The organism is Advenella faeciporci (assembly GCF_014652395.1).
GTDB lineage: Bacteria > Pseudomonadota > Gammaproteobacteria > Burkholderiales > Burkholderiaceae_B > Advenella > Advenella faeciporci.
Window position 1 is genome coordinate 98126 of the sequence record NZ_BMYS01000007.1, and the last position, 25140, is coordinate 123265.

At 52.7% G+C, this 25140-nt stretch carries 25 protein-coding genes; 18 read left to right on the forward strand and 7 right to left on the reverse strand.

Features of this window, described 5'->3' with window-relative positions; translation table 11 throughout:
- Positions 1 to 38: 38 nt before the first annotated feature.
- The gene (locus IE074_RS06880; RefSeq protein ID WP_189384732.1) at positions 39 to 1712 is read right to left on the reverse strand and encodes a cation acetate symporter; all 1674 of its coding nucleotides are present in this window, start codon (positions 1710 to 1712) and stop codon (positions 39 to 41) included.
- On the reverse strand, positions 1705 to 2025 hold the full coding sequence (locus IE074_RS06885) for a DUF485 domain-containing protein (RefSeq protein ID WP_189384733.1): 321 nt from the start codon (positions 2023 to 2025) through the stop codon (positions 1705 to 1707). Before IE074_RS06885 ends, IE074_RS06880 begins: the two co-directional genes overlap by 8 nt.
- 403 nt (positions 2026 to 2428) lie before the next feature.
- On the opposite strand from IE074_RS06885, the gene IE074_RS06890 reads away from it, so the two are divergent.
- The 5 genes from IE074_RS06890 (at position 2429) to IE074_RS06910 (ending at position 6970) form a co-directional block, all read left to right on the forward strand.
- A complete protein-coding gene (locus IE074_RS06890) occupies positions 2429 to 3316 on the forward strand; it encodes a LysR family transcriptional regulator (RefSeq protein ID WP_189384734.1) in 888 nt (295 codons plus the stop codon).
- A gap of 206 nt (positions 3317 to 3522) precedes the next feature.
- Entirely contained in the window at positions 3523 to 4323 is an 801-nt protein-coding gene (locus IE074_RS06895) for a 3-hydroxybutyrate dehydrogenase (RefSeq protein ID WP_189384735.1), read from the forward strand.
- Positions 4324 to 4352: 29 nt separating this feature from the next.
- The gene (locus IE074_RS06900) at positions 4353 to 5528 is read left to right on the forward strand and encodes a DUF3734 domain-containing protein (RefSeq protein ID WP_229793925.1); all 1176 of its coding nucleotides are present in this window, start codon (positions 4353 to 4355) and stop codon (positions 5526 to 5528) included.
- Positions 5525 to 5971 carry a homoprotocatechuate degradation operon regulator HpaR gene (hpaR, locus tag IE074_RS06905; protein ID WP_189384736.1) on the forward strand — a complete coding sequence of 149 codons (447 nt, stop codon included), beginning with the start codon at positions 5525 to 5527 and terminating at the stop codon, positions 5969 to 5971. Before IE074_RS06900 ends, hpaR begins: the two co-directional genes overlap by 4 nt.
- Before the next feature lie 90 nt (positions 5972 to 6061).
- Positions 6062 to 6970, forward strand: a complete 909-nt coding sequence (locus tag IE074_RS06910) for a LysR family transcriptional regulator (RefSeq protein ID WP_229793926.1) — start codon at positions 6062 to 6064, stop codon at positions 6968 to 6970.
- A gap of 126 nt (positions 6971 to 7096) precedes the next feature.
- Here IE074_RS06910 and maiA read toward each other — a convergent pair whose 3' ends face one another.
- From maiA to ypfJ, 3 genes are all read right to left on the reverse strand, one after another.
- Positions 7097 to 7756: a maleylacetoacetate isomerase gene (maiA, locus tag IE074_RS06915; protein WP_189384737.1), complete on the reverse strand. Its 660-nt coding sequence runs from the start codon at positions 7754 to 7756 to the stop codon at positions 7097 to 7099.
- 112 nt (positions 7757 to 7868) lie between these two features.
- Complete coding sequence (locus tag IE074_RS06920; protein WP_189384738.1) at positions 7869 to 9242, reverse strand: MFS transporter; 1374 nt, start codon at positions 9240 to 9242, stop codon at positions 7869 to 7871.
- A gap of 191 nt (positions 9243 to 9433) precedes the next feature.
- Positions 9434 to 10357: a KPN_02809 family neutral zinc metallopeptidase gene (gene ypfJ, locus IE074_RS06925; protein WP_189384739.1), complete on the reverse strand. Its 924-nt coding sequence runs from the start codon at positions 10355 to 10357 to the stop codon at positions 9434 to 9436.
- Between the two features lie 290 nt (positions 10358 to 10647).
- Between ypfJ and IE074_RS06930 the strand changes: the two genes are divergently transcribed.
- Both IE074_RS06930 and IE074_RS06935 read left to right on the forward strand, forming a co-directional pair.
- Positions 10648 to 11292 (forward strand): site-2 protease family protein, encoded by a 645-nt coding sequence (locus IE074_RS06930; RefSeq protein ID WP_189384740.1) that lies wholly within the window; start codon positions 10648 to 10650, stop codon positions 11290 to 11292.
- 15 nt (positions 11293 to 11307) lie between these two features.
- Positions 11308 to 12231 (forward strand): endonuclease/exonuclease/phosphatase family protein, encoded by a 924-nt coding sequence (locus tag IE074_RS06935; RefSeq protein WP_189384741.1) that lies wholly within the window; start codon positions 11308 to 11310, stop codon positions 12229 to 12231.
- Between the two features lie 477 nt (positions 12232 to 12708).
- Here IE074_RS06935 and IE074_RS06940 read toward each other — a convergent pair whose 3' ends face one another.
- Both IE074_RS06940 and IE074_RS06945 read right to left on the reverse strand, forming a co-directional pair.
- Positions 12709 to 13233 carry a carboxymuconolactone decarboxylase family protein gene (locus IE074_RS06940; protein WP_189384742.1) on the reverse strand — a complete coding sequence of 175 codons (525 nt, stop codon included), beginning with the start codon at positions 13231 to 13233 and terminating at the stop codon, positions 12709 to 12711.
- Positions 13234 to 13315: 82 nt separating this feature from the next.
- A complete protein-coding gene (locus IE074_RS06945; protein ID WP_189384743.1) occupies positions 13316 to 14635 on the reverse strand; it encodes an aspartate aminotransferase family protein in 1320 nt (439 codons plus the stop codon).
- Positions 14636 to 14866: 231 nt separating this feature from the next.
- Here IE074_RS06945 and waaC point away from each other — a divergent pair, with 231 nt between their 5' ends.
- From waaC to IE074_RS07000, 11 genes are all read left to right on the forward strand, one after another.
- Complete coding sequence (waaC, locus tag IE074_RS06950) at positions 14867 to 15820, forward strand: lipopolysaccharide heptosyltransferase I (RefSeq protein ID WP_189384744.1); 954 nt, start codon at positions 14867 to 14869, stop codon at positions 15818 to 15820.
- 2 nt (positions 15821 to 15822) lie between these two features.
- A complete protein-coding gene (locus tag IE074_RS06955; protein WP_189384745.1) occupies positions 15823 to 17184 on the forward strand; it encodes a 3-deoxy-D-manno-octulosonic acid transferase in 1362 nt (453 codons plus the stop codon).
- 22 nt (positions 17185 to 17206) lie between these two features.
- Positions 17207 to 18070 (forward strand): biotin--[acetyl-CoA-carboxylase] ligase, encoded by an 864-nt coding sequence (locus tag IE074_RS06960; RefSeq protein ID WP_189384746.1) that lies wholly within the window; start codon positions 17207 to 17209, stop codon positions 18068 to 18070.
- Positions 18071 to 18079: 9 nt separating this feature from the next.
- The gene (locus tag IE074_RS06965) at positions 18080 to 18886 is read left to right on the forward strand and encodes a type III pantothenate kinase (RefSeq protein ID WP_189384747.1); all 807 of its coding nucleotides are present in this window, start codon (positions 18080 to 18082) and stop codon (positions 18884 to 18886) included.
- Between the two features lie 2 nt (positions 18887 to 18888).
- The gene (locus IE074_RS06970) at positions 18889 to 19053 is read left to right on the forward strand and encodes a hypothetical protein (protein ID WP_189384748.1); all 165 of its coding nucleotides are present in this window, start codon (positions 18889 to 18891) and stop codon (positions 19051 to 19053) included.
- A gap of 5 nt (positions 19054 to 19058) precedes the next feature.
- Positions 19059 to 19709 carry an alpha/beta hydrolase gene (locus IE074_RS06975; protein ID WP_189384749.1) on the forward strand — a complete coding sequence of 217 codons (651 nt, stop codon included), beginning with the start codon at positions 19059 to 19061 and terminating at the stop codon, positions 19707 to 19709.
- A gap of 110 nt (positions 19710 to 19819) precedes the next feature.
- Positions 19820 to 21109 carry a D-alanyl-D-alanine carboxypeptidase family protein gene (locus IE074_RS06980; RefSeq protein WP_189384750.1) on the forward strand — a complete coding sequence of 430 codons (1290 nt, stop codon included), beginning with the start codon at positions 19820 to 19822 and terminating at the stop codon, positions 21107 to 21109.
- A gap of 144 nt (positions 21110 to 21253) precedes the next feature.
- Entirely contained in the window at positions 21254 to 22120 is an 867-nt protein-coding gene (locus IE074_RS06985; RefSeq protein ID WP_189384751.1) for a D-amino acid aminotransferase, read from the forward strand.
- A complete protein-coding gene (locus IE074_RS06990; protein WP_189384762.1) occupies positions 22120 to 22395 on the forward strand; it encodes a DUF493 family protein in 276 nt (91 codons plus the stop codon). The genes IE074_RS06985 and IE074_RS06990 overlap by 1 nt, the downstream gene beginning before the upstream one ends.
- Positions 22396 to 22399: 4 nt before the next feature.
- Positions 22400 to 23023, forward strand: coding sequence for a lipoyl(octanoyl) transferase LipB (gene lipB / locus IE074_RS06995; protein ID WP_189384752.1), 624 nt, complete (start codon positions 22400 to 22402; stop codon positions 23021 to 23023).
- A 326-nt stretch (positions 23024 to 23349) separates the two neighbouring features.
- Positions 23350 to 24966 carry a Fic family protein gene (locus tag IE074_RS07000; RefSeq protein WP_189384753.1) on the forward strand — a complete coding sequence of 539 codons (1617 nt, stop codon included), beginning with the start codon at positions 23350 to 23352 and terminating at the stop codon, positions 24964 to 24966.
- Positions 24967 to 25140 lie beyond the last annotated feature (174 nt).

The window sequence follows — 25140 nt, forward strand, 5'->3', positions numbered from 1 at the left end:
CGGATAGGTGACAGTCAACTATCCGGCTTCATTTTATTTTAATGTTGCGCGGCACCCGATGCGCCAATTCCTGTCATTGAGCGAACATATTGTGCCTGGAAGCCCGCTTTGTCCAGTTTGGCACGTTCAGAGGTGTCGGTAACGGAAACCAGCCATGCCACGATAAAGGTCAGGGGAATGGTAAACAGGGCCGGGTTGCCATACGGGAAGATGGGCGCGTCATTATGCAGCACACTAACCCATACCGTTGGTCCCAGCACAATCAGGACAGTTGCGGCAATCAGGCCACTAAAGCCACCCACCACGGCACCCCGTGTGGTCAGGTTCTTCCAGAACATGGACAGGAACAGGATGGGGAAGTTGGCGGATGCGGCCAGCGCAAAGGCCAGGCCCACCATGAAGGCCACGTTCTGGTTTTCGAAGGCAACTCCCAGGATAATGGCCAGCACACCCAGCACCAGGGTGGTTAAACGGGAAATGCGCATTTCATCGTGTGGACGGGCCTTGCCTTTCATAATGACCGACGCGTACAGGTCATGGCTGACGGCAGAAGCTCCTGACAGCGTCAGACCGGCAACCACGGCCAGAATGGTGGCAAAGGCAACCGCAGAAATAAAGCCCAGGAAAATATTGCCACCCACGGCATTGGACAAATGCACGGCTGCCATATTGGTGCCCCCGATAATTTGGGTCACTTCAACCCCGTCCTTGACCACGGTTTCAAAAAACTGCGGATCTTTGGTAAGCAGCATGATGGCGCCAAAACCGATAATGAAGGTCAGGATGTAGAAGTAACCAATAAAGCCGGTTGCCACAAACACGGATTTACGTGCCTGCTTGGCATCTTTCACCGTGAAAAAGCGCATCAGGATATGGGGCAGGCCTGCGGTGCCGAACATTAAGGCCACGCCCAGTGAAAGGGCGTCAATCGGGTTCTTCACCAGTCCGCCCGGGCTCATGATAGAGGTCCCTTTTTCATGAACTTCGGTGGCTTTTTTAAACATGATCTCAGGGCTGAAATCGGCTATTTTCAATACCATGAATGCCATGAACGTGGCCCCTGACAACAGCAGGACCGCCTTGATGATTTGAACCCAGGTGGTGGCCAGCATGCCGCCAAACAGCACATACATGACCATTAACACACCCACGATAAGCACGGCCCAGATATAGTTCATGCCAAACAGCAGCTGGATCAGCTTGCCTGCGCCCACTACCTGGGCAATCAGGTAAATCATGACCACCAGCAGGGTGCCCGAAGCCGCAAAAAGGCGGACCGGGGTTTGCTTCAGGCGATAGGCAGCCACATCGGCAAAGGTGAATTTGCCCAGATTGCGCAAGCGTTCTGCAATCAGGAAAAGCACAATGGGCCAGCCAACCAGAAAGCCGGTGGAGTAAATCAGGCCATCGTAGCCGGTGGTGTACACCATGGCGGAAATGCCCAGGAAAGAAGCCGCGGACATGTAGTCGCCCGCAATCGCCAGGCCATTTTTAAAGCCGGAAATACCACCACCGGCCGTGTAGAAATCGCTGGCGGTGGTGTTTTTACGGGCAGCCCAATACGTAATGTAAAGCGTGGCAGCCACGAACAGGAAGAACATGATAATGGCCGGAATGTTCATGGGTTGCTTTTCAACTTCACCGGTCAGGGCGTCGGCCCAGGCCGAGGTGCTGAACAGGCCGGCCAGCAGGGCCAGTAAATGCTTATTCATGGTTTTGCTCCTGTACGGCACGAATCACGCGTTGGGTGGTTTCTTCGAAAACGCCATTGGCTTTATGCACATAAATGCCGGTAATCGCAATGGCAAACAAAATCACGAACAGGCCAATATAAATGCCCCAGGTGGTAATGCTGTTGGTTTCTACAGGGACCCCGAAGGATTCGGGGCTGACCCCGATATACATGATGTAAACCACATAGATGCTAAACATGAGGATGGAAAAGCTCCATCCCAGCACACTTTTCTGGTGTGCCATTTTTTGGAACTCAGGGTTATCCAATACCCTTTGTGTCAGTTTATCCACTTTATGTCTCCGGTAAAGTAAAACTGTTTTTTAAAAAAGAAGGGACTGCTTTGTTGTTATTGGACTTTGCGTAATGTAAAGGAGACAGGGCGGGCTTTTCTAATTTTCTTTTTTGATTATTATTATTTGCTCTAATTATGATGGGTGAAAAAATTCAATAAAATCAATGATTTGATTTTATTTTCCGGGAGATTTAGGCAATATGTAAAAAGTTCGCGGAGTAAACTCTTTGATTTAAATCAAAAAATAATTACGGTACTTCGAAAAAATTTTTGTGGCACGGGCGTACAATAAAAACGCGGTAAAAAATAACGCCCTTAACAGGCGTCATGAAATGATCAAAAAACACTGAAAAACAATTATTAAAAAAGTTTATATTTAAATGAAGTACCCAGGAGGATAAATGGATCTGACCCAACTGAAAAGTTTTGTGGCAGTGGCCCATTACGGGCATTTGACACAGGCAGCAGAATCCCTGCACCTGTCACAGCCTGCCGTAACCGCACAAATCAAGGCTATCGAGCGCAACCTTGACGTAAATTTGTTTGAACGCAATACCCAGGGCATGAAATTGACGCCGGCCGGTGAGGCTTTTTTACCCAAGGCTGAATCCATCCTGCAGCAAATGCGTGAGCTTGATGTTTTTGCCCTGAGCCTTTCATCCACTTATGTAGAGCAGGCAAAACTGGGTATTATCCAATCGGTTGACCGGCAAATGCTAAGCCGTTTGCTCAACCGCATTCTGGAACTGGACAGCTCCCTGTACTTGCATGTGGAAAACAGCCTTAGCGGCGAGGTCCTGAACAAGGTCCGCAAGAAAGAGCTCGACGCCGGTTTTTTTCTGGGTGACAACCCTTACCGCACGGTGTATTCCATTGAACTGGACGAGGTGCATTATGTGCTGATCGTGGCCGTGCAGCGGCTGGCCGAAGCCATTGAAGATCCCAGGACGTTTTTCAGGACGGCCACCTGGATAGAGCGTCCGGCTTTTTCGGCCGGTGACAAAATCAGCAACCGCTTCTGGCATCAGCACAAGCTTTCACCGCAAACCGCACTGGTTTGTGATGATATTGATTTATGCATAGAACTGGTTGCCAGCAACCTGGCCATCACGCTGATCCCTTCTCGTGAAGCCTATCGGGCCATCAAGGCAGGCAAAAATATTGCCCTGGTGCCCGGGTATGATATGCGTTCGCGTCTAAGCTATATTTATCCGGCCGAATATGAAACTGATAAGAACAGCCATCTCATCCGCCGGGCCGTGTGTGAGACCTGGGGCGTAGCGTACTGAGCCATTTTTAGCTTGCATCACTGTTCCTGATGAGCAATATCAGCTGCCGGTGTTGCAGGCAAACAGGTTTGAAGCCTGAACCTATGCTATGCTTTTTTGTGCATTAATATTTGTAAATATAGGCCGGATTCATGACGGATTCAAAATAATTACATCAAATGGCATTAAGATCATTCAATTAAAACCAAACAGGAATGGAGTTAAGCATGACAACAGAAGTACAAACCTCGTTAAATGGAAAAGTGGCGTTGGTGACCGGAGCCGCCAGTGGTTTGGGCCGTGAAATCGCCCTGACCTATGCCAGGGCAGGTGCAGCGGTTGGCATTGCCGACCTGAACATTGACGGGGCCAACAAAGTGGCTGATGAAATCATCAATGCCGGTGGCAAAGCCATTGGGGTTGCCATGGACGTGACCAGTGAAGATCAGGTCAACCAGGGCGTTGAAGCCGTGGTGGCCGAGTTTGGCTCGATTGATATTCTGGTGTCCAATGCGGGCATTCAAACCATCGAATCCATCGACAAATTCGATTACGCCAAATGGAAACAGATGCTGGCGATTCACCTGGATGGCGCATTCCTGACCACCAAGGCCGCGCTTAATCACATGTATCCTTCAGGACGTGGCGGGGTGGTTATTTATATGGGTTCGGTGCACTCTCACCTGGCTTCCAAACTGAAAGCCCCTTACGTAACCGCCAAGCACGGTTTGCTGGGCCTGGCTCGCGTACTGGCCAAGGAAGGGGCCGAACACAATGTCCGTTCGCATGTCATTTGCCCCGGATTCGTGCGTACCCCCATTGTTGAAAAACAAATTCCCGAACAGGCCAAAGAACTGGGTATTTCTGAAGAAGAAGTGGTTAAAAATGTCATGCTCGGCGGCACCGTAGACGGGGAATTCACCACCGCCGAAGATATTGCCCAAACCGCCTTGTTTTTGGCAGCGTTCCCTAATAAAGCCCTTACCGGCCAGTCAATTACGGTCAGCCACGGCTGGTATATGCACTAAATTGTTTTTGTTATTGTTCGGAGAAGTCATTGAATTTGCCTCATTATGAACGCATCGCCCTGGTATTGCAGGGTGGTGGGGCGCTGGGTGCTTATCAGGCCGGGGTCTACCAGGGTCTGAATGAAGCGGGCATCATGCCCAATCATATTTCCGGGATCTCTATTGGTGCCCTGAATACCGCCATTATTGCCGGGAATGCCCCAGAAGATCGCGTTGAAAAACTGCATCAGTTCTGGGAAACCATCTGCCAGCCCAATTTGGGCATGTCCATGTTGCCGTTTTTTGAACAGGGCCTGTTCAATATGCATGACTGGTTCAAGATCGGTCTTGGTAACATGTACGGCTTAAGTGCCATTTTTGATGGCCAGAACGGTTTTTACAAGCCTCGCATTCCGCCACCGGCCATGGTGGGGCATGGCACGCCCGAACAGGCCAGTTATTACGACACGTCGGCCCTGAAACATACGCTGGAAAAATTCTGTGATCTTGACCGTATCAACAGCAACAAATGCGATATTCATGTTTCTGTGGGCGCAGTGAATGTGCGTACCGGCAACTTTGTCTATTTTGACAACGAATGCCATGAGTTGCGGGCAGAGCATTTCATGGCCTCGGGCGCACTGCCCCCGGCCTTTGCCCCGGTGGAAATTGACGGCGATTACTATTGGGACGGCGGCATCGTTTCCAATACGCCACTTACCTATGTGCTGGGCGCAAAACCCAGCCGCGATACCCTGGTGTTCCAGGTTGATCTCTGGAGTGCCCGCGGGCATGTTCCACAAAACATGGAACAGGTGAATGACCGGCAAAAGGAAATTCAATATTCCAGCCGGACCCGTATGCTGACCGATTACTGGAAGCAGGTTCAGGAAATGCGTCATGCCATTGGCAAGTTGCTGGAACTGGTGCCCCCTGAAAAATTACCTGAGAATGGTTCGCTGGCCAAGATCAAAGAGCTGGCCGACAAGCGGAAATACAATGTCATTCAGCTGATTTACCGCGACCGCCCTTACGAACGCCATAATAAGGATTATCAGTTTGGACTTGCCAGCATGAAAGACCACTGGCAATCGGGCCTGATGGATATCCGTCAAACGCTGGACAAGCCCGAATTTCTGGCCATGCCTGAAAATGATATTGGTTTCGTGTCACATGACGTTCACCGGGAGGAGGTTTATGTTCCCAAGGGGGTGAAGGCCAAATGAGCGCATCGTCTTACCGCAGCTTGCCCTATTTGCTGCTTTCCGTTCGTGAAGCGCTCATGGTGCATTTTCGTCCTCTTTTGCATGCCGAAGGCCTGACCGACCAGCAATGGCGGGTGCTGCGTGCCCTGGGAGAGCAAGAACCCCTGGAGCCCAACCAGCTTTCCAGTGTTTGCATGTTGCTGGGCCCCAGCCTGACTCGGATGCTGACGGGCATGGAACAGTCAGGCCTGATCAGTCGCAGCCGTTCGCAGCAGGACCAGCGCAGGCAGGAAGTGTACCTGACCGAAAAAGGGCTGGCTTTGCTGGCCCGGATCAAGCCACTGATTGAAAACCGGCATAACGCGCTGGAGGAAAGAATTGGCAAAGAACTGATGGACCGGGTTTATGGCGATCTTGACAGCCTGCTGGAAAAAATCCCGCAGGAAACGGTGATCAGAAAATAAGGCCCCTTGTTGATAGTTATGTAAAAATACGGCGCAAAGCGGTATTTTTGCGCTTGCTATTTGTTTTTAATATAACGGTCGGTTTTAATCATGAGCTGGATTGCTAAACTTAAATTTCATCACCTGAAAACACTGGTGGCGCTGGCCGAGCAGAAAAATCTGACCCGGGTGTCCGAGCTCATGAACATTACCCAGCCGGCCCTGTCGAAATGGCTGTCTGGTCTGGAAGAAGAAATCGGCATGCCGCTGTTCGAAAGGCATAGCAAAGGTATCCGGCCCACGCCGGGGGGCTTGCTGGTGGTCAAGCATGCGCGAAGGCTGGTCAATGACCTGGAGCGCTCCACCAGGGACATAGAGCTGTTCAAGGAAGGTATCCAGGGTTCGCTCATGATTGGCAGCTCGCCGGTGGCCACCGATGTCGTGTCAAAGGCCGTGCTGGCCCTGCTCAAGGACTACCCCAATGTTCATGTACGAATCATTGAAAGCGTCATGACACCTTTGCTGGAACAATTGGTTTCCGGTCATATTGATGCGGTCATTGGCCGGGTGGGGGGCAGTGCCCTGCAATTGCCGCTGAATTACAAGGTCCTGTATACCGAACCCATCTGTTTTGTGGCAAGGCCTGGACATCCCCTGGCGGGCCAGTCAAATATTGACTGGGCACAGCTTGGTGATTATTACTGGATTGTCTGGCCTACCGGCACCCCCATCCGAAGCAGTATTGACCATGCCCTGGTGGACCTGGGCATGATGATGCCAGCCAATTATGTTGAATCGGGCTCCATGAGCGCCACGGTTCGCATGTTGCAGGGTAGCGATATGGTGGGAATTTTATCGCAGCGGCTGGCTGAAAGTTTTGCCAGGGACCGGCAGCTGCTTATTCTGGATTTGCCCAAAATCGAACAAAAAGGCAGTGTGGGTATTTTCTGGCGTCAGAACGAACCCCCGTCAGATACGCTGGAGGCCTTTCTTGGGCACCTGGCAGAGGCATCCCGGTAATAAGAAGAAGCGGGATTTTACCCACGCCTGTTTGTGTGCCCACGCAGGAGCGTGGGCACAAGACAATCTTCCTTTCGTGCGCACGCTACTACTCGTGCCCATGCTCCCGCGTGGGCACAAGACCCATCAGGCAGTAGCCGGTGCGATGTAATCGGGCTGGTTTTCGGGTGCAGCCGCCTTGAAGGCGGGCATGGCCATGCAATGCCCGTACACTTTAAGGCAGCGTTGATAGGCGCTCACATCGCATTTCATGCGAATGGCGTTGGCCAGCTGCGGAATCAGGCAGCAGTCGGCCAGGGTAGGCGTATCGCCAACACAGAAATTACCAGAGCCGGCTTTTTCAAGCAAGGCTTCAATACCTTGCAGGCCCGTCGCGATCCAGTGCGCGTACCAGGCCTGTTTTTGTTCCTCGCTGACCTGAAGGTCTTTGCTTAAGTACTTCAGGATACGCATATTGTTAACGGGGTGGATATCGCAGGCAATGCCATAGGCGATTTCCAGAACCAGGGCGCGTTGTGCGATATCTTCAGGGATAAGCGGGGCAACGTTGGGGTATTTCCGGTCCAGGTAATCAATAATGGCCAGCGACTGGCCAATAGATCCTTCAGGAATATCCGCCAGGGCAGGGACCAGGGCCATCGGGTTCAGTTTGCAAAACCCGGGATCGTTCTGTTCACCCACTCGAATATTAATGCCTGCGGTATCGTACTGAATGCCTTTTAGTGCCAAAGCAATACGAACACGATAAGAGGCGGAACTGTTGAAAAAGCTGTAAAGTTTAGTCATTGTTTGTCTTTTTTGATGGTTAAGGCCATTCGGCTGATACAGAAGACACCCTGCGGCAGCAGGGGTATCTTCCCGTTTTAGAATTGGGTGTTACTGGCAAGAACACATGGTTTTACGATACATTGGCGGGTGTTGCGTTAATGGGGGCTTTTTGGCTTGCGCGCTTTTGTTTGGCCAGCGAGAACATATACAGCACCAGAATGCAGCTGGCGGTAATCAGGGCGGGGAAGGCCAGTGCCTTGAAAATGGTCGTGAACTCATAACCCCAGGAAATCATGGTGCCACCGGCAAACGCGCCAAAGATGGCACCGCAACGTCCGGCGGCATTGGCCCAGCTAACACCGGTTGCCCGGCATTCGGTGGGATACAAAATGGCAGACAAAGAGTTGAACCCCACCTGTGCGCCACTAATGCCCACACCGGCACCAAAAATCCCCAGCACCAGCAAAGGAATATTGCTGGTGGAAAAACCAATAAGGGCAATGAAACCGGCACCCAGGACATAGCTGGTAATTAACACTTTATAGGGGTTGCGCCTGTCCATCAGGCTGCCCAGGTAAATGGCGCCCAGCGTGCCACCAATCTGAAAGGCGGCGGTAATCCAGGACGCTTTGGACAGTTCTACGCCAATACTGCCAAGCAGCGTGGGTACCCAGCTTGAGAACAGGTAAATAATCAGGAAACTCATGAAGAAGGCCAGCCATAACACCGCTGTTACCATGAAAAGACCGGGCTGGAACAGGGCGGTAACCGCACTTTTGCCGGTTTTGATTTCATCCAGATGGAAGACGGTATTGGGGTAGGCTTTACCGGTAATTTTGCCCATGAAGGCGGCAATATTCTGGGCGGGCTCGTTTTTGCTGACGCGATAACGGGGAGACTCATCCAGGAAGAAGTAAAGCACGATAACCAGCGCCAGCGGCAGCACACCGCCCAGCACCAGAATACCGTGCCAGTCAACCAGGTGCAGCAATTGTGCGGTAAGAACACCACCCAGGGCCGAGCCCAGCGTGAATCCGCAAAACATAAGGGTAACCAGGGCCGAGCGACGACGGGCGGGCAGGAATTCGGACGTCATGGTAATGGCGGTAGGCATGGCACCACCCAGGCCGATGCCGGTTAAAAAGCGCAGTAAGGCCAGGGTTTCCATATTGGGGGAAAAGGCCGAAAGCAGGCTCATGAGGCCAAAAAAGAAAACGCTGAAGATGAGAATTTTCTTGCGGCCCAGACGGTCAGCCAGCGGGCCAAAGATAATTGCACCAAGGGTCAGGCCAATAAGGCCCGAAATGAACAGGGGGGTTAGCTGGGGCCTGCTTAAGCCCCAATCGGCAATAATGGCCGGGGCGATAAAACCGATGGCGGCCGTATCAAGGCCATCGGTGGCAACAATCAAAAAGCACAGCAGGATGGTTTTCCACTGGTAGCGGGAAATGGGGGCATCATCAAGGGCTTTTTGCACACTTAATGATTGGGGCGTATTGGACATTTCAAAGACTCCGGAAAGACAATGCCGGGTCTGTGCAATGTGATGGAGGTTACCCGGCAGTATCATGAAAACAATGCATTTTCATGTATGCGGCCAATGTAACCTGATGTGGTCTTGAAAATAAAATGATATTTACGGCTTTGTCATAACTTTTATATTATGACAAAGCCGTAGCGCTGGTTTCCTGGCGCTTACCGGGTGCTGGCAAAGGTATCACACTGAGCAATATTGCCGCTTTCCAGGCCCCGCTTGAACCAGGTCATGCGTTGCTGTGACGTGCCATGGGTAAACGCGTCAGGAACGACATAACCCTGCTGCTGTTTTTGCAGGCGGTCATCGCCCACGGCGGCTGCCGCATTCATGGCCTCTTCAATATCGCCGGGTTCAATAATGTCCCCCTGGCGGCGTAACTGGTTGGCCCAAATGCCGGCCAGGCAATCGGCCTGCAGCTCGGAGAGGACGGAAATGGCGTTGGCCTGACGCTGGTTGCCACGGCTACGCACCTGGTCTACCTGATCCAGAATGCCCAGGCGGTTTTGCACATGATGGCCAATTTCGTGGGCAATCACATAGCCTTGGGCAAAGTCGCCATGCGCCCCCAGGCGTTGGCCCATTTCCCTGAAAAAGCTTAAATCCAGGTACACTTTTTCATCGGCCGGACAATAAAAAGGGCCCATCGCCGCCTGGCCCAGGCCACAGGCACTGCGTGTGGCCCCGCTGTATAACACCAGCTTGGGTTCGGGGTAGGCCCCCCATTGCTGTTGCTGGAATATCCTGCCCCAGGCGTCTTCGGTGGTTTTAAGCACCTTGGCCACAAATTTGCTTTCAGCATCGCTAATGCCTGGGGTTGAGCCTTGTGAATAGGTGGTTTCTTCATATTGTGAGGGGGCGTCGGAACCGGTCATTTGCAGCAGCAGGTTGGGATCCACCCCAAAATACATGGCAACCAGGATAAGCACGATGGTTCCCAGGCCAAATTTCTTGCCACCACCGCCACCACCTCTTCCTCCCCCGAACATGCCGCCACCACGGCCAAACATGCCACCGCCCATTCCCGTGCGGCTGCCACGACGGTCTTCTATGTTTTTACTTTCGTCTGACCCATCCAAGCGCATTGTATTTTCCTTGAAACCATGGTTGCCGTACTGTACCGCTGTACAAAAGTTTTTGCCCCATTTTAAACATAATCAGGGCAAGTCCCTTATTCCGGGTGTAAACGATTGCAAGTTTTGCGTTCTTGCAACGAAGTCTTTTTTTCACTTAACAAGTCTGCCAACAACTTGCTGGTAAAATGGGGATCAAAGCAGGATGTTGCATTAATTATTCTCATTAATGGGCGCAATGACTGTGATGGCGTGTTTTACCTGCCCGTTTCGGGCCTTATGGAATTTCTGGAGTCGTTTTTGTGGATTTTGGCCAAATAGTTCAATCAATCACCGTTTATGCGCTGCCCTTGCTGTTTGCAATTACCTTGCATGAGGCAGCCCATGGTTATGCCGCCCGGAAGTTTGGCGACCAGACCGCATTTATGCTGGGGCGAATCAGCTTGAACCCGGCCAAACATATTGATCCTGTGGGCACTATTGTTGTGCCGCTGGCCATGGCCCTGCTGAACACCGGGTTTATTTTTGGCTGGGCCAAACCGGTACCGGTCAATTTCAACAATTTGCGCAATCCCAAAAAAGACATGATCTGGGTGGCTGCGGCCGGGCCCGGTGCGAATCTGGTCATGGCTGTTTTCTGGGCCATCATGGCCAGAGTCGCCCTTGAGTTGGGCGGTTTTGGCAGCTTTTGGTGGCTCATGGCCATCGCGGGCATTCAGGTAAACGTCATTTTAATGGTTTTCAACCTGTTCCCCTTGCTGCCCCTGGATGGCGGACGGGTGCTGTCGGGTTTGCTGCCGCCAAAGCTGGCCTGGGAATATAATAAAATTGAACCTTACGGCATGTTCATACTCATAGGATTAATAGTAACCGGCTTGCTCACCCCTATTATTTTTCCAATCATCCAAGTGGTTGTTCAATGGCTGGTTACCCTGTTCATTCTTTAAGGAATAAGCAAAAACATGACAGTACTCAGGATTGTCAGTTATAACATCCACAAAGGGAAAACCGCGTTGGGGCGTCGCAGCTCGCTGCTTGAGCTTAGTGCAGGACTCTCGGGCCTGAAGGCGGATCTGGTTTTCCTGCAGGAAATCCAGGGACGAAATGAAAGGGAACACCATTTGCATGCCCAGCCTGCTTTGTTGGCCGGGCATTTACATATGGAAGTGGCCTACGGCTGCAATGCCATCCGGAAAAAAACCGATCATGGCAATGCCCTGTTGTCCAAGTATGAAATTATTGATCATGAAAATGAAGATATTTCCGACCATAAACTGGAGCAGCGCGGTGTTTTGCATGCCCGGGTAAAGGTTGGGGGCCATCGCGTACACTGTTTTGTGGTGCACCTGGGCCTGTTCCATGGCAGCCGGATTCGTCAGGTCGCGGCCATTATCGAACGCATCAAGCGCTTGGTGCCCGAAGATGAACCCTTGATTATTGCCGGTGACTTCAACGACTGGAATGAAAAACTGGCGCCTTTTTTTGCCAAAGAGCTGGGCGTGCATGAGGTATTTGCCCAGACACCGCTGCGGCTTGATGACGAACTGCCCCGAATGAAGGTGTCATTCAAGCGCCTTTGGGATACCTTCAGTTTCAGGAAGCTGATGGAGACCGAGAAAAAGCTGCGCTACCAGCGAATTAAAATCCCCGAGATTTCCCTGAAAACCCTGCCCAAGGTGCTTAAGCACCTGCAGGACCCGAACGAATTGCCACCCCCCCGTACGTTCCCGGCAGCCTTCCCGTGGTTAAGGCTCGACAGAATGTATCATCGTGGTTTTGAGATCCGTTCGGCCCAGGTGTTAAAAGGCAGGCCCTGGAACAAAATATCCGACCATGCACCTATCTGCGTGGAGCTGGCGTTGGTGAAACCCCAGGCTGCGGCTTGAGGCTGTCTGGACTTAAGCGACCACCCCGGCAGGGGCTTTGTTTAAGACTGCCAAGTGTTCCGCAACCACCCCGGCGCTTCGCGCCACCCCTCCAGGGGAGGGGAATTGTTTGGGGCTTCGTTAGGTGGTTTGGTTGGGCCAGAACCACCCCGGCGCTTTGCGCCACCCCTCCGAGGGAGGGGAATTGTTTGGGGCTTCGTTAGGCGGTTTGGTTGGGCCAGAACCACCCCGGCGCTTTGCGCCACCCCTCCATGGGAGGGGAATTGTTTGGGGCTTCGTTAGGCGGTTTGGTTGGGCCAGAACCACCCCGGCGCTTTGCGCCACCCCTCCGCAGGAGGGGAATGTGTAGCACAGACGTTTCCACGAAGAAGGTAAATTCCCCTCCTGCGGAGGGGTGGCAGGCAAAGCCTGACGGGGTGGTTGCGGAACACTTGGCAGCCTCAAACGAAGCACCGGAGCGGATCCGCAACCACCCGTTTAGCGTTTATCATCCTGATGAATATCCAGCGCTTCAAGAAAGCGTGACACCATATTGTAGGCACCAATGGTGGCGGTCAGTTCCACCAACTGCTGGTTGCCATAATGCTTGCGTATGGCCTCAAAAACCTCCCCGGGTACCTGAATCTGCCGGGTCATTGAATCGGTGTAGGCCAGCACGGCGCGGGTTTTTTCATCAAACAGATCGCTGCTTTCCCAGTTGTCCAGTGCATCAAGCTGGGCCTGGGTGACTCCCTCTTTCAGGGCAATGGGGGCGTGCTGGTCTGCTTCGTAGGGGGCGCCATTCAATACCGCCACCCGCATGATAATCAATTCACGGATATCGCCGGGCAGGCTGCTTTTCTGGCGTACCGCGGTCAGGTAATCCAACCAGCCCTGGGCAATGGCGGGGCTGTGCAACAGCATTTGGTATAAATGAATCACGCTGCCACGTTCGGCCACAATCTGGTCTACCAGGGGTTTGGTTTGTGGGGTGGTTAAATCGGCATAAGGTAAACGTGCCATTAAATTGCATCTCCTGTTGTTTTGTACATGATTTAATAGGTGGTTTCTCCCGGAGGAAAAACGGGGGCCGGGTTAATTCATCTTATAAAACCTGCGATACCGTATCGCTTAGCCGGCCCACAATATCGCTAATGTCTGCTTCGGTGCAAATAAAGGGCGGTGCCAGCAAAATGTGATCACCCAGGCGTCCGTCGATGGTGCCGCCCATGGGATAAACCAGCAGGCCGTTTTCCTTGGCCTGTGCCTTGATTCGGGCATGGGTTTTAAGCGCCGGATCCAGGGGTTTTTTGCTTTCCCGGTCTTGCACCAGTTCAATGCCCACAAACAGCCCGCGCCCGCGAATGTCGCCAATATGCGGATGGTTGGCAAAGGTCTGGTGCAATTCGCCGCGCAGTTGTTCGCCACGCTGTAGCACATTGGCCAGCAGGTTTTGTTCCTGAATGGTTTTTTGAACGGCCAGCGAAGCGGCGCAGGCGGTGGCGTGACCAATATAGGTATGGCCATGCTGGAAAAAACCGCTGCCATTAACAATCACATCGTAGATTTTATCGGTGCACAGGGTGGCGCCAATGGGTTGGTAGCCGGCCCCCAGGCCTTTGGCAATGGTAATAATATCGGGTACCACACCGTCTTCTTCGCAGGCAAACAGGTGGCCGGTGCGGCCCATACCCGACATGACCTCATCAAGAATCAGCAAAACGCCGTATTTATCGCAAACCGCGCGGATTTTCTGAAGATAGGTTTTTACCGGTGGCACGGCACCGGCAGTAGCGCCCACCACGGTTTCGGCCACAAAAGCGGCCACGGTGGAAGGCCCCAATTCAAGAATCTTGTCTTCCAGTTCCCGGGCCAGGCGAGAGGCGTATTGCTCTTCGGACTCGCTGGAAAGCTGGTCACGATAGGCATAACAGGGAGAAACGTGATGCGCCTCTATGAGCAGGGGTAAAAACGGCTGGCGTCGCCAGGCGTTGCCGCCAATCGCCAGGGCGCCCAGCGTATTGCCGTGATAGCTTTGGCGGCGGGCAATAAAATGCCTGCGTTCGGTTTGGTCAATTTCCACAAAATACTGGCGCGCCAGCTTCATGGCCGCTTCCACCGCTTCTGAACCGCCCGACACAAAATACACATGATTCAGATTGCCCGGCGCTTTTTTTTGCAGAAAATCGGCCAGGTCTTCCGCCACTTGTGTGGTAAAAAATGAAGTATGTGCGTAGGCAATGGTATCAAGCTGGTGCTTGATGGCTTCAATGACAGCCGGATGTCCGTGACCCAGGCATGAAACCGCCGCGCCGCCGCAGGCATCGATATAACTCTTTCCGTCTGAATCAAAAAGACGGATACCTTTACCGTTTACGGCTGTTTTCAGGGACACTTTGGGGTTACGGTGGAAAACATGGGTCATTTTTCCGGGCTCCGGGTAAATCCCTGTATATATGAGGGACAGGGAAGATAAAAATAAGCAAATACGGGCCGTGTGGCCTGAATTTGCCGGTTCGGTGCAACGCTGTATAGCTGTCCGACTATTCTATACCGTAAGTGAAAATTTCAAAACTCCAAATATTAAAGTAAAATGCAGGCATCATGTGTGGCCATAACCAGCAAAGGTGTTCCGTTTACTTCAACCAAAAATAATATGACAACAAAAATTCTTATTGTGCGCTCTTCTTCGCTGGGCGATCTGGTACACATGCTACCGGCCATTTCCGATATTGCCAAACATGTTCCTGGTGCCCAAATAGACTGGGTTGCCGAAGAGGCCTTTGCTGAAATTCCCGCCTGGCATCCTGCGGTGCATGAGGTTATCAAGGTGGCTCACCGTCGCTGGCGCAAAACCTGGTGGTCGGCGCCTACCCGGCAGGAAAGGGCCGCGCTTAAGCGTAAACTTAAAAGCACCCGGTACGATATTGTGCTGGACATGCAGGCGCTGATGAAATCCGCCTGGATTGTCCGCCAGGCCAAAGGGGTCAAACATGGGCTTGACTGGAAGTCCGCCCGGGAATCCATGGCCTCCCTGTTTTATGACGTCAGGCATACCGTGGCTTTCTGGCAGCCTGCGGTTACCCGTCAACGCATGCTGGCAGCAGCTGCCTTCAACTACCAGTACGAAGGCGAGCCCGATTTTGGCCTGCAGAAATTTACCGATGGCGTTGCCATACAGGATTACGCAGTTATCATGCCCTCGGCCAGCCGCGAAGACAAACTGTGGCCCGAAGCCGACTGGCATGCCGTCTTCCGTGAATTGAATGCCGCCGGCCTGCGCCTGAAGTTGCTGGCCGGCAATGAAAAAGAAACCGAACGCGCCCGGGCACTGGTACGTGACTTTCCCGATGCCGAGATTTTGCCCCGCATGTCCCTGACCGATGTTGCCCGTGTTATTGCGCCTGCCCGCATGATGATCGGGCTTGATAGCGGCCTGACGCATTTGTCTGCCGCGCTGGGTCGGCCCACGATTGGCATTTACAGCGCTTCCACCCCGGTCAGAACACCGCTGGTAGGCGCAGCCTTTACGGCCAGTCTGGGTGACCGGGGCATTCCACCCACACGGGAAATGGTGTTATCAAAACTGAAACAGGCACTGGCAAGCTAAGCATGAACCGATTCTTCTATACCAACACGCTGCGTCTGATTGCACCCATTGCCCTATGGCTGCTAGAACGTCGTGCCCGCAAGGCGGGCGGGAAATGGGACATTCGCGGCGATGAGCGGTTTGGCCGTTATCCTCATCCGGCGCCTGCCGGTAGCAGCATTGCCCATGGTGATGATGAAGGCTATGCTGAAACCATTTTCACGTTCAGACGTCCGGTTTGGGTGCATGCCGTCAGCCTTGGTGAAACCCGGGCCGCGCATCCCCTGATCCAGGCGTTGCTAGACCAGGGTTTTCCGGTTTTGTTAACCCACATGACGGCCACCGGCAGGGCGCAGGGCGCCCGTATGTTTGCCGAAGCGATTGGCCAGGGCATGCTATGCCAGGCCTGGGTACCCTATGACTTCCCTGAAGCGGTCAGGGGCTTTCTGGAACACTGGAAGCCCCGTTGCGGCATTTTGATTGAGCGTGAAATATGGCCCAATATGGTGGCCGAGGCCAATCGCCAGAAAATGCCGCTGATTGTGGCCAGTGCCCGGTTTTCCGAATCGGCCTACAAACAGGCCCATTGGCTGGGCAGCGTCATGCGAAATGCCCTGGCCGGGCTGGATCTGGTGCTTACCCAAAGCCGTGTTGACTCTGCCCGGCTTGATGACCTGGGCGTCAAGCGCATGCAAGTGGTTGGCAACCTGAAATTTGACCTTAACATTTCTTACAGCCAGGTGCATGCGGGCCAGGTGGTACGCCAGGTTATTAACCGTCAGGTGGTGGCCATTGCCAGCACCCGTGATGGTGAAGAAGAGTACTTTCTCAAGGCCATCAAGGCCCTGGTCAAAAACCACGAGCGACAAGCCGGGCAAGAGGTGGCGTTACCACCACCCCTGTTCATGATTATTCCCCGCCATCCGCAGCGGTTTCGGGAAGTGGAAACACTGATTCAGCAAAGCGGCCTTACATACCGTTGCCGCTCGCAAAACCCCATCAATGATGATCTGAAAACCATTGATATCCTCTTGTGTGACAGCGTTGGGGACATGTTCTTTTATTACGCCATGTCCGACCTGGCGATTGTGGCGGGCAGCTTTGGCGAATATGGCGGTCAAAACCACATCGAGCCCTGTGCCTTGGGGGTACCGGTTATTGTTGGCCCTCATACTGAAAACTTCCAGCAATCGGTGGAAGACGCCTTGTCTGAAGGAGCCGCCCGGCGTACCCAGAACGAGGAAGAGGCCATTAAACTGGCCCTTAAAATCCTGAATAATGAAGAACAGCGGCTTGGAATGAGCAAAGCGGCCAAGCAATGGTTATCATTACACGAGGGCGCCACCGACCGGATCATGAGCGCCCTGAAACCGTATCTTCGTTAGCGTCTTACCAGAGTTAGCCATAATGACCCTATTGCCCAGTGCAGGCACGCTGCAGAAAATCCTGTTTTCCGCCTTGCCTGACTTTTCTTCTCTTGCCTGGGTTGAGCAAATTGATTCAACCAACACTTTTCTCATGCAGGAAGCGCGTAACCCGCAAAGCCAGTGGGGGCGGCCTGCCCTGATTGGTGCCCATCACCAGCAAAAGGGCAAGGGGCGCAGCGGGCGCAAATGGGTGGACAACGCGGGCGCCACCCTGATGTTTTCCTGCGCCTATGATGTTTTCCTGCCGCCGGCGCAGTTGCCCATGCTGGCACCGGTAGCCGGTATTGTGGCCTGCGAACAGTTGCGTAAAATAGTGGGTTCTGCCGCCCGGGACCGCTTAAGCATGAAGTGGCCCAACGATATCCAGTTTGATGAGGGCAAGCTCTCGGGCCTGCTGGTTGAATCGGTCAAGCCGGGTAATGGCCGGGTGAATGAGCGTCATCATGTGGTGGTGGTGGGTATGGGGATGAACCTTTCCCAGGCTGAAGCACTTAGCCAGGACCTGGGTCGCAAAGTGGCCGACTGGACTTCGGTTTTGATGAGCCTGAACCGGCAGGATGAACAGGCTGAGCACATTGCCCTGCTGGTTGCCCGTATTGCCCGTGCCTGGTCCGAGGCTTTTTCCCTTTACGAACAGGAAGGTTTCGCGCCGTTCCGGCAACGCCATGAAAGCCTGGATGCCCTTAAAACATGTGAGGTTAACGTGCTGTCTGGTGATAAAATTGTACTCACAGGCATTGCCAGGGGTTTAAATGACCAGGCATGCCTGGTGGTTGAAAACGGGCAGGGCCTGCATCTTGTCACCAACGGTGATATCAGCATTCGTGCCCGTACCCATACCTAGGAGCGAGCCATGCTCATGCTACTGATCGACTCGGGCAATACCCGGGTAAAAGTCACTTACCTTATCAACCAATTCCGGCAAACCGAAGACCTTCTGGTGCTGGAGCACGACCATATAGACAAACTGCACGACTGGTGCAATACCTTGCCCGAAGTTCCTGTAAGGGCCATTGGCGTTAACGTGGCCGGTGAAGTCATTGCACACAAAATCCAGCAGGCCCTGCCTGCTTCCTGTCCGCTTCAATGGCTTGTCGCGCAGGCGCAAACCCTGCACCTGAAAAACAGTTACCAACATCCCGAACAGCTGGGCGCCGACCGCTGGATGGGGCTATTGGGACTTTCCGAGCACCGGCAACATCCCGAATTGCCCGCCATGCTGGTAAGCTTTGGCACAGCCACCACCGTAGACACCATAGATGCCGACAACATCTTCATGGGGGGGCTGATCTTTCCGGGCGTCATGCTCATGCGCGCCAGCCTGCATAAAGGCACCGCCAACCTGCCTGCCATAGACCTGCGTAAAAGTGAAGTGCCGCCGGCCTTTGCGCATAATACCGAACAGGCGATCTTAAGCGGCATTATTGCCGCCCAGGCCGGGGCGATTGTGCGGCAGTGGAAAGCCGTGCTGGATAAAACCGGGCATCCCCCCACCATTTTCGTGACCGGTGGTGCCCGGCATGGGGTGTTGCCAGAACTGCACCGTTTGCTTAACGACATCGCGCAGGTAAAGGGATTTGATACAATCACTTTGCAGGAAATTGAATCACCCGTGCTGGATGGCTTGCGTATTTACGCACGGGCCGAATGGAATCATTAATTATGCGAACCTTGTTTTTTGTTATTTTGCTGGCCAATGGCCTGGTGTATGCACACGGGCAGGGCTGGGTGGGTAAGCCGCCCAGTGAAATAAATCCGGGCGTGGCCGTCAAGCCACCCGTGGAATTCAAGTCGCATGCACTTAAAACAGGGCCTTTGGGCCAGTAACAGCAATGGCAATCAAAACAGAAAAAATCATCTTGAACGGGATGGCCGGCAATATGGATTGCGCCATCGACTGGCCCGATACCCCCATCAGGGGCTGGGCCCTGGTGTTGCATCCGCATCCGCTGCACGAAGGCACACGGGACAATAAAATTGTCACCACGGTGGCCCGGGCCTGCGCCCAGAACGGGCTGCTTGCCGTGCGACCCAATTTCAGGGGTGTGGGCCTGTCCGAAGGCGTATTCGACAAGGCCCATGGTGAAACCCGCGACATGCAAATGCTTATTGAGCAGATAGAACAGCTTTACCCCGAAGTGAGCCATAAAAAATGGGTGCTGGCCGGCTTTTCATTTGGCACGGCCGTGGCAGCACAGCTATATGCCGAACAAAAGCAGGCCCAGCATCAATTGCCCGATGCCATGATGCTGCTGGGGCCAGCCGTATGGCGGTTTCAATATCGCGATATTGAACTACCGGCCGATTTGCTGGTCGTACATGGTGAAAAAGATGAGGTTGTGCTTTTGCAGGAAGTTTTCGACTGGATCAGGCCCTATCAGATCCCGGTAACGGTTATCCCCGAGGCGACCCATTTTTTTCATGGGTTCCTGATTCAATTGAAGAAATTGATACAAATTAAGCTGGACCAAATCCTGAAATAAGCCAGTGCTGGCGTGGGTTTACCGGCAACAGGGCTTATAATAAACCGCAATGGCATGGTTTTTCATGCCATTGGCTTATCTTACAACTCTAACCGGATACTGTTTTTTTTATGTCTTCCCGTCGTTTATTACTTGGTATGATCGTTGTGGCACTCGCTGGGGGTGCCTATTATTTTTATGATAAAAATAAAACACCTGCCCAGGCAGAAACCACGGTAAACGGCTCAGTTGTTACCTCGGTGCTTAATAATCCCGCCTCTGCTGCTGCCAAGGCCCCTGAAGTCCGCTCAAGCATTACGGTTACCAACGCCCAAACGCCGGTTGTTAGCGACTTTGCCAGCGTTGCCCCGCCCAGCCCGCCCATTAAGGCCTGGATGGTTTTTGATGTAAACAGCAACCAGATTATTGGCAATGTCGAACCTGACCTGAAAATTTCACCGGCCTCGCTAACCAAGCTCATGACCGCCAGCCTGGTGTTTGCCGCCCTGGACGACAAACGCATCAGCTTGGACCAAATGGTAACGGTTTCAGAAAAAGCCTGGAAAACCGGTGGCTCTCGCATGTTTATTGAAGTGAATAAACAGGTGTCTGTGGGCGATTTGCTGCAAGGCATGATTGTGCAATCGGGTAACGATGCCACCGTCCAGCTGGCCGAAGTGGTTGCCGGCAGCGAAAGCGTTTTTGTGGGTCAAATGAACCAGGAAGCCAAAGCCTTTGGCATGAACAACACCAGTTTTGGTGACCCTACCGGCCTGCCTTCGCCAGATACCTACACCACCGTGCGGGACCTGTCGATACTGGCCCAGCATATTATTAAAGACCACCCCAGCTACTATCATTATTTCAGCCAGCCCGACTTTACCTACAATAAAATCAAACAGTCAAACCGCAATGGCCTGCTTTACCGAAATATTGGCGTAGACGGCCTTAAAACCGGCCATACCGACGATGCCGGCTACTGCCTTATTTCCACTGCCGTGCGCGATGGCCGCCGGGTTATTTCCATTGTGGTGGGTGCCAATTCCATTCGTGACCGTGAGCAAATCAGCCAAACCCTGCTGGATTGGGGCTTCCAGAACTTCAGCAACAAAACCGTTGCCGAAGCCGGTAAACCCCTGGTGCAATCACGCGTATGGGAAGGTGAAACCAAACAGGTTAGCCTGGGTTCGTTAAGCCCGGTTACCGTAACGGTACCCCGTGGCCAGGAAAACGCCGTACAGGTGGTTACCCAGTACGATGGCAAACTGGTGGCTCCGCTGGCCAAAGGCCAAACCGTGGGCTCTGTACAGTTTGTGCTAGATGGAAAAATCCTTAAACAAGAACCCCTGGTGGTCACTGAAGCGGTTGCCCAAGCCGGTTTTGTGGGTCGCATGTGGGACAAACTGCTGGGCATGTTTTAGGATTTCAGGTGTGCGTTCCCATGCAGGAGCGTTTCTGGTTCCCACGCTCCCGCGTGGAAACGAGAGTTTTCAACACGATTTTTATTTTCGGGCCGCCTTGAAAAACTTCAGTCCGGCCTTATTTTCTAGGCATAGAGGTTTACGGTGATACAAGGCATTAGCAGTGACAGCCTGGTTTATCTGAATGGCGAATACCTGCCACTCAGCCAGGCAAAAATTTCGGTTCTGGACAGGGGTTTTATTTTTGGTGATGGCATTTATGAAGTGGTACCGGCCTACAACCGCAAACCATTCCGCCTGAACGAACACGTGGCCCGTCTGGAGCGCAGTCTTAAGGCCATCAAGCTGGAAACCGGCAAAACCACCCAAGACTGGATTCAGCTCATGACCGATATGGTTAACAAAGCCGAAACCGATGATACCTTTGTGTACCTGCAAGTAACCCGTGGCGTGGCCAAGCGCGACCACGCGTACCCAAATCCGCCGGTAGCGCCCACCATCTTCTTAATGAGCTCTCCGTTTGTGCGACCTTCCGAAGAATTGCGCACCAAGGGTTTCAGGGTGGTCAGCATGCCCGACGAACGCTGGTATCACTGCGACATTAAAAGCGTTTCCCTGCTGGGCAACATTCTGGCCAAAGAATATGCCCATGCCAAAGGCGTGGACGACGTCATCCAGTTTCGTGACGGCTTCATGACCGAGGCCTCTTCGGCCAACATCTGGGTGGTTAAAAACGGTACGCTACTGGCGCCGCTTAAAAACAACCTTATTCTGGAAGGCATTCGCTACGGCTTAATGGAAAAACTGGCGGCCCAATGCGGCATCCCGTTTGTGGCACAAAACATTAGCGAAGAACAGGTTGCCCAGGCCGACGAACTGCTGTTTACCTCGGCCACCAAAGAAGTGTTGCCCATTCTTGAATACAATGGCCAGCCTGTAGGTCAGGGCGTTGCCGGCCCCATCTACCAAAAACTGCGTGCCGCTTACGATTTGGAAATTGAACAATTATGATGAAAGAAATTCCTCCCGAAGAATCCTTGATTGAATACCCCTGTGATTTTCCGATTAAGGTCATGGGCGTTAACCACCCCGAACTGGCCCAAATGCTGGTTGAACTGGTATTGCAGCACGACCCCGGCTTTGATGCCGCCACCGTGGAAATGCGTCCCAGCAAAGCCGGCAACTACATTGGCCTGACCTTTACCGTGCGGGCCATTTCCCGCGAACAGCTGGACAATATCTACCGCACCCTGCACGGTCACGAGCTGGTTAAGGTTGTGCTGTAAGCTCATGGCGCAGCTTAAACGGCTAGAAGGCCTGGCCGACTATGAAAGTACCTGGCAGGCCATGAAAACCTTCACGGAAAACCGCCTGCCAGACACCGAAAACCAGATCTGGCAGGTAGAGCACCCGCCGGTGTACACCCTTGGCCAGGCTGGCAAACCGGAACATGTACTTAACCCGGGCAAGATACCGGTTGTGCGATGCAACCGGGGCGGCCAGGTCACTTACCACGGCCCAGGACAGGTGGTTATTTACCCCTTGATTAACCTGCATCGCGCCAATATGTTCGTAAAAGAATACGTAACTGCGCTGGAAGATGCCATTATTCATACCCTGAATGACTATGGCATTAGCCAGGCCTGTCGCAAAGACGGAGCCCCCGGGGTGTATGTACCCATGGAAAACGGTGAACTGGCCAAAATTGCCGCCCTGGGTGTGAAAGTCAGCCGTGGCTGCACTTACCATGGCCTGGCCATTAATGTTGACATGGATTTAAGCCCGTTTGACGGCATCAACCCCTGCGGCTATGCCCAATTAAAAACCGTTGACATGAAAACCGTTGGCGTGCAAGCCAGCTGGCAGGAAGTGGCGGACAAGGTTAGTGGGTATCTGATGGACGTGTTTGCGTAAGTAATTTAGCGATGCCAAGGGAAGGGTCTGCATTCCCACGCGGAGTATGGGAACCGATACGATGCGTGGGGCAGGTCTGCATGGCAACGCAGAGCGTGGAAATGAGCGCTGTTCAAGTACCGTGCATGTCTAAATAATCAAATTTGAGCAAAACTCCTGTTTTGCAATTGATTTTATGCGTGTATAATTGAAAAAATGCATTTTCAAAACAATATAATCGGTTTTGTGCATGCCCGCATTCCCACGCAAGAGCATGGGAACCGATACGATGCGTGGGAATGCATATTCTTTGTGCGCACAATCGCTGAACCCAACAGGAGTAATTGATGAAGACGCTTCCCGCTGACCCCATCGGCGCGGCATGGTTGGCCAAAACGTATCAAATTATTCCGGTAGGGCGTTTGCCAGTACAAAGCCAGATCGGTGGTCGACGAATTACGCAAATTATAGATGGCGACCGGCTGGAAACCTATCCGGAAACCATGCGGCCCGCTTCAGGGCCTGCAGCCCATTTGCAATTTCATTTGCGTCACGAAATTCCCCATCTGGAATTTTTATCCCGTTTGTTTGCCAAAACAGGGGGTGATTTTATCCAGACCTGGGTTAATGCCGAACCGACAGGGCAATATGCGCGCCGGGCGGCTTTTTTATATGAATGGCTCAGCAATGCTACGTTACAGCTACCAGAGCGCTTGGGTGGCAACTATGTTGATGCCATCGACAGCAGTAAACTGGTGGCTTCTTCAACAGACCAAGTCATAAAATCATCGCGTTGGCGTGTTAATGATAACTTGCCGGGAACGCACTACTTCTGTCCGATGATTGTCAAAACCGATGCTGTTATGCTTGCCATGAAGCTGGATGTGCCGCATTTATTCCAGAACCTGGCTGCTGAATTTGGTGAAGACCTGTTAAGACGTGCCGCCATCTGGATGACACTGCGGGAAAGCAAAGCCAGTTTTGCCATAGAAAGGGAGGCGGACCGCACCAATCGCATTGAACGGTTTGCCGATGTCATGGCGCGCCGGACCGGGCAGGGTGATTTACCTTTAAGCAACGAGGCACTTGCACAATTACAGGGTGAAATCCTGGGCGATCGCACCACGGTTACGCATTTTGGTGTGCGTCAGTCCCCGGTATTTGTGGGAGAAACCTTCCAGTACCAGGATGTGGTTCATTATGTGGCACCGCCAGCGGCAGAGGTGCCGCTCATGCTGGAAGGCCTGCGTGTTTTTCTTGAGCGTACCCAAGGGCAGTCACCGGTCATGCGTTGTGCGGTAACGGCTTTTGGCTTTGTATATATTCACCCATTGGCGGATGGCAATGGCCGTATACACCGCTTTTTGGTTAATGACCTGCTACGTCGTGACGGGGCTGTGCCAGACCCTGTTATTTTGCCTGTGTCAGCGGTTATTACAGACGATGCTGCAGAACGTCGGGCTTATGACATGATACTGGATGAGGTTTCCAAACCCTTGATGCGAACGCTAAGTGATGATGTTTCGTTTAGCGCCACTGACATCACTTACCCGGATGGTGTAACATCCAATTTTGAATTCAGCGGTGTAGAAAAAGCCCGTCATGTATGGCGTTACCTTGATCTTGGACCGCATGTGATGTATTTGTCCAATATTATCAGGCGGACGTTAACCGAACAGATGCGTGAGCAATCCCGTTATTTACGCAATCATGCACGGGCACGCCAGGCACTTAAAGAAATAATTGAAATGCCCGACCAGCAGGCCGACCGCGTGCTGCGTTCCATTGAGCAAAACCAGGGTGCATTAAGCAACGTATTGGCCAAACAGATGCCAATATTGCAGGCACCGGGTATATGGGACGAGATTGTTGAAGCGGTAGCACGAGCTTTTCAAGAGGATTTGCTGGTTGACCAGCACGTCGTTAACAGGTATCACCCATCGCAGCCGGTTGGTGGAGATTAAACTTTTCCTGGACCTTCAGCGTTAATAGGCATTGGTTCCCACGCTCCAGTGAACTGACCCCAAAAAGTTGGACACCCATTCAACTTTTAGGGGTCTTTTCAATGACAAAATATGATTTGCCGTTCAAAATCAAATTAGTCCAAACGTATCTATCCGGCCAGAGTGGCTATCGCC